Raw genomic sequence first — 7,515 nt, 5'->3', positions numbered from 1 at the left:
GAGCCGGAGGCCAGGCCCGAGGCCGCCCCCGACGCCGGCTTCTCCATGCCCGGCGCCGAGCAGCGCGAAATGCTGGAGACCCTGTCCCTGAACCTGGCCAAGGCCGCCATGACGGCCCAGGCCGCCATCGCCGAGGCCGCGCTCAGCCAGGCCGACCGCCCCGCCGCCCTGTCGCCCGACCCCTTCAACGTCGGCCCGGCCATGACCTCGGTGATGTCCAGCCTGGCCGCCAGGCCCGACCGTCTGTTCAGCGCCCAGGCCGACCTGTTCAATCGCTACATGGATCTGTGGGCCTCGACCGCTCGCCGCGCGTCCGGCGAAGAGGCGCCCCAGCCGTCCCGGGACAAGCGCTTCAAGGATCCGGCCTGGTCCGAGAACCCGATGTTCGACGTCATGCGCCAGTCCTACCTGGTCACCGCCGACTGGATGAACGGCCTGGTCTCCTCGGTCGAAGACGTCGATCCCCGCACCAAGCGACGCGCCGAGTTCTTCACCAAGCTGCTGACCGACGCCTTCTCGCCCTCCAACTTCCTGGCCTCCAACCCCGCAGCCCTGAAGGCCCTGGCCGAAACCAACGGCGAATCGCTGGTGAAGGGCATGCAGAACTTCGCCGCCGACCTGGAGCGGGGCCAGGGCAAGCTGAAGATCAGCCAGGCCGACTACGGTCGCTTCGAGGTGGGAGTGAACGTCGCCACCGCCCCCGGTCAGGTCGTCTGGCGCGACGCGCTGTTCGAGCTGATCCAGTACGCCCCGGCCACCGACAAACAGCGCGAGATCCCGCTGCTGATCTTCCCCCCCTGGATCAACAAATTCTACATCCTGGACCTTCAGCCCGCGAACTCGATGATCCGCTGGCTGTCGGCCCAGGGCTTCACCGTCTTCGTCTGCTCCTGGGTCAATCCAGATCGCGACAAGGCCGGCTTCGGCTTCGACGACTATCTGGAGAAGGGCGTCTACCGCGCCGTCGAGAAGGTGCTCGAACAGTCGGGCGCGAAACACCTGAACACCGTCGGCTACTGCATCGGCGGCACCCTGATGGGTGCGGCCCTGGCCCATATGGCGGCCGGCGGCGACGACCGGGTCACCGCCACCACCTTCTTCGCCGCCCAGCACGACTTCGCCGAGGCCGGCGACCTGCTGCTGTTCACCGACGACCACTGGCTGAACGAGATCGAGCAGCAGATGGACGCCGCCGGCAGCGTCCTGCCTGGCGCGGCCATGGCCGATACCTTCAACGCCCTTCGCGCCAACGACCTGATCTGGTCGTTCTTCGTCTCAAACTACCTGATGGGCAAGGCGCCCCCCGCCTTCGACCTGCTGTTCTGGAACGCGGACCAGACCCGCATGCCCAAGGCCCTGCACATGGACTACCTGCGCTCCATGTATGGCAAGAACGCCCTGTCCCAGGGCGAGTTCACCATCGGCGGAATCAAGGTCGACCTATCCAAGGTCAGGATCCCGCTCTACTTCCAGGCCAGCCGCGAGGACCACATCGCCCCGATGAACTCGGTCTACCGTTCGGCCCGCGCCTTCGCGAACGCCGACGTCACCCTGACGCTGGCGGGGTCGGGCCACATCGCCGGCGTCGTCAATCCGCCGGACGCCAACAAGTACCAGCACTGGATCAACCCCGCCCTGCCCGCGACCCTGGACGAATGGCGCGCCGGCGCCGAGGAGCGTCCCGGCAGTTGGTGGAACCACTGGGCCGGCTGGCTGCACGACAAGTCCGGCGGCTGGGTTCCCGCCCGCGATCCCGAAAAAAGGCCCGCTTCCCGCGATAGAGCCGGCGCCGGGGTCGTATGTGAAAGTGAAGTCTTGAAGCGTCTCGAACCCAACCTGCTGCTGACGATCTCCACCGGCCTGGCCTTGGCCCTCGTCGTGTTGACCACCAGCCTCTACGGCCCGCCCCAGGCGGCGGTGCGAAACCCGCTGATGGCGATCATCTGCGCCGGCGGCTTCGTGCTGCTGAACCCTCGGCTGATGAAGATGATGAGCCAGCCGTCGCGCCCGCCGATGATCCATCCCGACACGCCCGGCACGGTCGTGTGGGCCGGCCTGTTCCCGCTGATCGTCATCCTTCTGGCCGCCATTCCGATCTTCTGGCCCGGCCCGGACTACGGCCTGGTGGTGATCGTCGCCGCCGTCATGTTCGGCGTCACCCTGGAGTCCGCGCTCAAGGCCCGCCGTCAGGCCTAGGTTCAATCGACATCCAAACCCGTCATTCCCGGCCTTGTGCCGGGAATCCATGAACACGGCGGGCTGGGGTCGAGACCTCCGGGCGTTGTTCGCGATCCTGGATGGCCGGGACAAGCCCGGCCATGACGGAAAGCAAGGGTTTGCGGGCCTTAAAGGCTATCGACTGAATGTCGATTGAACCTAGACCCTCACGTCGGCCTGAAGCTCAGCGCCGCCCCGTTGTTGCAATACCGCTTGCCGGTCGGCGCCGGCCCGTCGTCGAACACATGACCCTGGTGCCCCAAGCACCGGGCGCAGTGGTACTCGGTACGGGGAATGCCGATCTCATAGTCGGTCCTGGTCCCGACGTTGGCGGCGATCACCCGATAGAAGCTGGGCCAGCCGGTGCCCGAGTCGAACTTCCATTCGGATCGGAACAGCGGCAGTTCGCAGCCTCGGCAGACGAAAGTCCCGCGCCGGTGCTCGCGATCCAGCGGACTGGTCCCGGCCCGCTCCGTCGCCGCATGGCGCAGCACACGATAGCTCAACGCCGGCAGCCGCGCCCGCCACTGGGCGTCGGTCACGCGACGGAACGGCGAGCCGGCGTACTGCGCCTCCGACGCGTCTGCGGTCTCGGGCGCGCACCCGGCCAGGGCGGCGACGCCGGCGGTCAGCAACAGGGATCGGCGGGTAGGAGCCATGCCCTCATACGTCGGGTATCGCCGTTTGGTTTCAAGCCCAGCCGTTCGAACGCTCTCTTCTTCGTCATCCCGGCGAAGGCCGGACCCAGCCGGCGCCGAAGGCGGTGCGCCCGCCCCACCGCGCCCATGACAGGTTCGCGCTCTCGCGCGCCGCTGGGTCCCGGGGTCGCTGCGCGCCCCGGGATGACGAAAGAGCTCACCGAAGCCCGGCGTCTTCCGCCAGCCCCAGCATCAAGTTCAGGTTCTGCACCGCCGCCCCGGACGCCCCCTTGCCCAGGTTGTCCAGCAAGGCGACCAGCCGCGCCTGCTCGCCGCCGCGATCGCCGAAGACGTGCAGACGCATTCTATTGGTCCCGTTCAGCCCCTCCGGATCGATCCCGGTCAGGGCCTCGGTCTCCTCCAGCGACGCCACCTCGACGAAGCGCGCGCCCTCGTAGGCCTCGACCAGCGCCCCGTGCACTACCTCCACCGAAGGCGAACCTGGCAGTGCCGACAGGTGCAAGGGAACCTCGACCAGCATCCCCTGCCGGTACGAACCCACGGCCGGCGCGAACAGCACCTTGCGCTCCAGTCCCGTGTGCAGCGTCATCTCCGGCACATGCTTGTGCTTCAGCGTCAGGCCGTAGGCGCGATAGGCCTCCGCCTCCCCGCCCTCGAACTCGGCGATCATCGCCTTGCCGCCGCCCGAGTAGCCGCTGACCGCATTGACCGTCACCGGCCAGCCCGCCGGGATGATCTCGGCTGCAACCAGCGGCCGGACCAGGCCGATGAAGCCCGTGGGATAGCACCCCGGGTTGACACTCGCGTCGAGCCCACGATCTTCTCACGTTGACCCGGCGCCATCTCGGCGAAGCCGTAGGTCCAGTTGGGGTCCACGCGATAGGCGGTCGAGGCGTCGATCACCCGCACCTCCGGGTTCTCGATCATCGACACCGCCTCCTTGGCCGCGTCGTCGGGCAGGCACAGGATCACCGCGTCGGCCGCGTTTAGCGCCTGACGCCTGGCCTCCACGTCGCGGCGCCGATCGCCCAGCAGGATCAGCTCCAGATCCGGGCGCGCCTCCAGCCGCTCGCGGATCTCCAGCCCCGTGGTCCCGGCCTCGCCGTCGATGAAGATGGTGTGGGTCATGTCAGCTCAAAAATAGAAGCCGAGCCGAGAGTCCTTCGGCCCGAGAACTGCTCCCGCCTCATAGGGCTGGAGATCGGAATGAACGACCAACTGCCGGCCGCCCTCGAACGTCAGGGTCATTGTCAGATGATCCGTCTCGACCTCGTGGAGCGGTGTTTTGAGCAGTCTGTGGAAATTGACCGGGGCTTCATCGAACCATTCCCGATCGTGAACAGTCCTCGCACCGTCTTCCGCAACATACTCCAGCGTGACGTTGGCATCGATGCGACAGCCGTTGGCGAACAGGAACGATACGCTCGTCGAGTTGATGACGATCTGGTCTATCGAGGCGTCGCCTTCGAGCAAGAAGGCGAGCTCCTCACTGGATGGAAAAGGCGTCATCAGGACCTCCAGCCAAAGAAAAAGGGCGCTCCGGTTTCCCGAAGCGCCCCAAATCCAAACCGTAGAGAAACGGCTTAGCGCTTCGAGAACTGGAACGAACGGCGGGCCTTGGCGCGGCCGTACTTCTTGCGCTCGACGACGCGGCTGTCGCGGGTCAGGAAGCCGTGCGGTTTCAGAACCTTGCGCAGTTCCGGCTCGTAGTGCGTCAGGGCGTGCGACAGGCCGTGGCGGATGGCGCCGGCCTGGCCCGACAGGCCCGAGCCCTCGACGGTGCAGACGACGTCGTACTGGGTCGTGCGGTCCGCGACGGTCAGCGGCTGGGCGATCATCATGCGCAGCACGGGACGAGCGAAGTATTGCTCCTGGTCCTTGCCGTTGATGGTGAACTTGCCGGTGCCCGGCTTCACCCAGACGCGGGCGATCGCGTTCTTGCGCTTGCCGGTCGAATAGGCGCGGCCCTGGGCGTCCAGCTTCTGGACGTGGACCGGATGCTCTTCGCCGGCGCCCGGGGTCTGCAGGGTCTTCAGCGCGTCGAAGCCTTGGCCCGTGGTCTGGGCGGCGGCGGGCGCATCGTTCTGCGGGGTTTCGTTGGTCACGTCGGTCATGCTCAGACGCTCCGGGTGTTCTTGGCCGACTTCGACGCGAAGTCGATGGTTTCCGGCGACTGGGCTTGATGGGTGTGCTCGGCGCCGGCGAACAGACGCAGGTGCGTCATCTGCTTGCGGGCCAGCGGGCTTTCCTTCGGCAGCATGCGCTCGACGGCCTTCTCCAGAACGCGTTCCGGGAAGCGGCCGCCCAGCACCTTGGCCGGGGTGGTCTCCTTCACGCCGCCCGGGTGGCCGGTGTGGCGATAGTAGACCTTGTCGGTGTTCTTCTTGCCGGTGAACACGACCTTGTCGACGTTGGTGACGACGACGTAGTCGCCGCAGTCGACGTGCGGGGTGTAGTCGCCGCGGTGCTTGCCGCGCAGACGGTTGGCGATGAAGGTCGCGAGACGGCCCACCACGACGCCCTCGGCGTCGATGTGGATCCACTTCTTCTCGACCTCGGCCGGCTTCAGCGAAGCCGTGGTGCTCTTCAGCATTTCGAGTGTCCTGGAGACGGGCGAAAACGGGTGTCCGGCCGGACGGGCCGAACGGAAGGCGCGCTGATAGAGGACCCGTGCGGCCGCGTCAATGACGACCACAGTCTCGAAATCACCACATCATGCTGAAATATCTAGACTTTTCATAAGCGGTATTAAAATACCGCACAGAAATCGTCTCGTCGGACCGCCGATCGCGCTCAGAACCCCCGCGATCGCGGCCCCGAGACGAACAGCCGGGGCTGCGAGCGGCGCACCAGCCACAGGTTGACCGTGGCCGCGGCCAGCACCAGGCGGCGCGCCTGATGCAATGCGCCCAGCCACAGCGGCACGGCGTTGACCAGGGTGATCACCCCAGCCGGCCTGCAGCCAGAGGGCCAGGGCCGTCACGAACGCCGCCGCGCCCAGGCCCTCCGCCAGCCGCCAGCGCCAGGCCTGGACGGCGTACAGCGTCCCGCCGATCAGCAGGCCGTAGCCCCAGATGCGGTGATTGAACTGCACCAGCCCCTGGTCGTGCAGGAAGGCCAGGACGCCCTTGCCCCATTCGACCGAAGGGAAGACGGCCCCGTTCATCAGCGGCCAGTCGGTATAGACGAAGCCCGCCTTGGCTCCGGCCACCAGGCCGCCCAGCAGGCACTGGACGAAGACCGCGCCCAAGAGGATCGCCGCGCCCCGGCTCCAGCCGGCCGGCGAGCGCGAGGTCTCCTCCCCGTTCCAGGCCTCCAGCCCGGTCCAGATCAGTCCCATGAAGATCAGCAGCGCCAGGCCCAGGTGGGTCGCCAGCCGCTCGGGGGCCACGTCCACCCGCTCGCTCAGGCCGCTGGTCACCATCCACCAGCCGATCAGCCCCTGCAGGCCGCCCAGGGCCAGCAGCACCGCGCACCGGGCGATCAGGCGCCGCGGCAGCCTGCGCAGGACGAGGAACACCAGGAAGGGAATGGCGAACGCCGCCCCGATCAGCCGGCCCAGCAGCCGGTGGAACCATTCCCAGAAGAAGATGCCCTGGAACTCGCCCAGGGTCATGCCGGCGTTGACCTGCTGGTACTGCGGGATCGCCTTGTACTTCTCGAACGCCTCGGCCCAGTCGGCCGCGTTCATCGGCGGCAAGGCGCCCATGATCGGCTTCCATTCGGTGATGGACAGGCCCGAGCCGGTCAGGCGGGTCACCCCGCCCACGACCACCATGGCGAACACCAGCGCCGCCACAGCCCACAGCCAGATCGCCACCGACCGGCTTTGATCGCCACCGCCCAAACGCTTCATTCGACGCCCGCTGTTCCGACCGCTACAGTGCCGGCGCGTCACTGGTCGCGCCCGGCCTGCAGCGGTATGCCCGCCGACGAAGGCGAGATCGAGTCGCTTTTCGGCGCGACGGCGCCGCATGTCTGGAGAGGCCGGTTGCAGTACGCCGACGTCGTCATCGCTGTTCTGGGCGCCCTCGCCCTCGCCTGGCTGGCCGATATGGCGACGGGCCGCCGGGGCCTGTTCGCCACCTCCCTGGTGTCCTTCGTGGCCGCGATCGCCGGCTGGTTCCTGGCGGTGCGCGTCTTCGGCGTGTCGACGATGGACCAATGGGATTGGGTGTTGTGGTCGATGATCGCCTCGGCTCTCGCCCTGGTCGCCTTCTTCCTGTTCCGCAGCAAGCGCTGATGGGTCCCCGCACGCGGCGTTTCGTCGCCATGATCGGCGTCCTGGTCTTTCTGGCCTTCTGGATCTGGGGCGCCATCGCGCTCAGAGGCCTGCTGCCGCCCGGCCAGCTGATCGACCTGATCGTCTTCGCCGTCGCCGGGATCGGCTGGGGCGCGCCTCTCTATCCCTTGTTCCGCTGGGCCGAGCGCGGCGGTCGGGATTGACACGCGGCCCGGGCCCGTTTCTTTCCGGGTCCGACGAACCATTTCGCAACGCCTCTCCGCCCCTCTCCATTTCCGCGAGTTCGATGTTCAAGGCTGTCCGCAAACTCATCCGCCAGCTGCGTTGCCGCCGACACCGGTCGCGGCCTGATCGCCGCTGTTTGAGAATCGGGAGTTCTAGCGACCTGATGCGGCG

The 7,515-nt window shown here is 67.3% G+C and carries 7 protein-coding genes and 3 pseudogenes; 4 read left to right on the top strand and 6 right to left on the bottom strand.

Going from position 1 to position 7,515, the window contains the following annotated elements; genetic code table 11:
• Positions 1 to 45 precede the first annotated feature (45 nt).
• Together phaC and AC2W7C_RS10945 are read left to right on the top strand one after the other, a co-directional pair.
• Positions 46 to 1,819, top strand: a pseudogene (gene phaC, locus AC2W7C_RS10950) (class I poly(R)-hydroxyalkanoic acid synthase).
• Positions 1,816 to 2,196, top strand: coding sequence for a hypothetical protein (locus AC2W7C_RS10945; RefSeq protein WP_486001471.1), 381 nt, complete (start codon positions 1,816 to 1,818; stop codon positions 2,194 to 2,196). Before phaC ends, AC2W7C_RS10945 begins: the two are co-directional and overlap by 4 nt.
• A gap of 188 nt (positions 2,197 to 2,384) precedes the next feature.
• Here the strand turns inward: AC2W7C_RS10945 and msrB are convergent, their stop codons facing one another.
• The 6 genes and pseudogenes from msrB to AC2W7C_RS10915 all read right to left on the bottom strand — a co-directional run bounded on the left by msrB (position 2,385) and on the right by AC2W7C_RS10915 (position 6,732).
• The gene (gene msrB / locus AC2W7C_RS10940) at positions 2,385 to 2,876 is read right to left on the bottom strand and encodes a peptide-methionine (R)-S-oxide reductase MsrB (protein ID WP_486001470.1); all 492 of its coding nucleotides are present in this window, start codon (positions 2,874 to 2,876) and stop codon (positions 2,385 to 2,387) included.
• A 196-nt stretch (positions 2,877 to 3,072) separates the two neighbouring features.
• A pseudogene (gene argC / locus AC2W7C_RS10935) lies at positions 3,073 to 4,004 on the bottom strand (N-acetyl-gamma-glutamyl-phosphate reductase).
• A 6-nt stretch (positions 4,005 to 4,010) separates the two neighbouring features.
• Positions 4,011 to 4,385 carry a hypothetical protein gene (locus tag AC2W7C_RS10930; protein WP_486001469.1) on the bottom strand — a complete coding sequence of 125 codons (375 nt, stop codon included), beginning with the start codon at positions 4,383 to 4,385 and terminating at the stop codon, positions 4,011 to 4,013.
• Between the two features lie 74 nt (positions 4,386 to 4,459).
• Entirely contained in the window at positions 4,460 to 4,990 is a 531-nt protein-coding gene (gene rpsI, locus AC2W7C_RS10925; protein WP_486001468.1) for a 30S ribosomal protein S9, read from the bottom strand.
• A 2-nt stretch (positions 4,991 to 4,992) separates the two neighbouring features.
• On the bottom strand, positions 4,993 to 5,466 hold the full coding sequence (gene rplM / locus AC2W7C_RS10920) for a 50S ribosomal protein L13 (RefSeq protein WP_486001472.1): 474 nt from the start codon (positions 5,464 to 5,466) through the stop codon (positions 4,993 to 4,995).
• Positions 5,467 to 5,669: 203 nt separating this feature from the next.
• Positions 5,670 to 6,732 (bottom strand): annotated as a pseudogene (locus AC2W7C_RS10915) (COX15/CtaA family protein).
• Positions 6,733 to 6,798: 66 nt separating this feature from the next.
• Here AC2W7C_RS10915 and AC2W7C_RS10910 point away from each other — a divergent pair.
• Both AC2W7C_RS10910 and AC2W7C_RS10905 read left to right on the top strand, forming a co-directional pair.
• Complete coding sequence (locus AC2W7C_RS10910; RefSeq protein ID WP_486001467.1) at positions 6,799 to 7,119, top strand: transglycosylase; 321 nt, start codon at positions 6,799 to 6,801, stop codon at positions 7,117 to 7,119.
• Positions 7,119 to 7,322, top strand: a complete 204-nt coding sequence (locus AC2W7C_RS10905) for a DUF2842 domain-containing protein (RefSeq protein ID WP_486001466.1) — start codon at positions 7,119 to 7,121, stop codon at positions 7,320 to 7,322. The genes AC2W7C_RS10910 and AC2W7C_RS10905 overlap by 1 nt, the downstream gene beginning before the upstream one ends.
• The last annotated feature ends 193 nt before the right edge of the window (positions 7,323 to 7,515 follow it).

Source organism: Brevundimonas sp. CURTG3B2_SDJG, from assembly GCF_057364705.1.
Note: the sequence above shows the minus strand (reverse complement) of the source record. Positions and strands in the feature narration are given on the sequence as shown.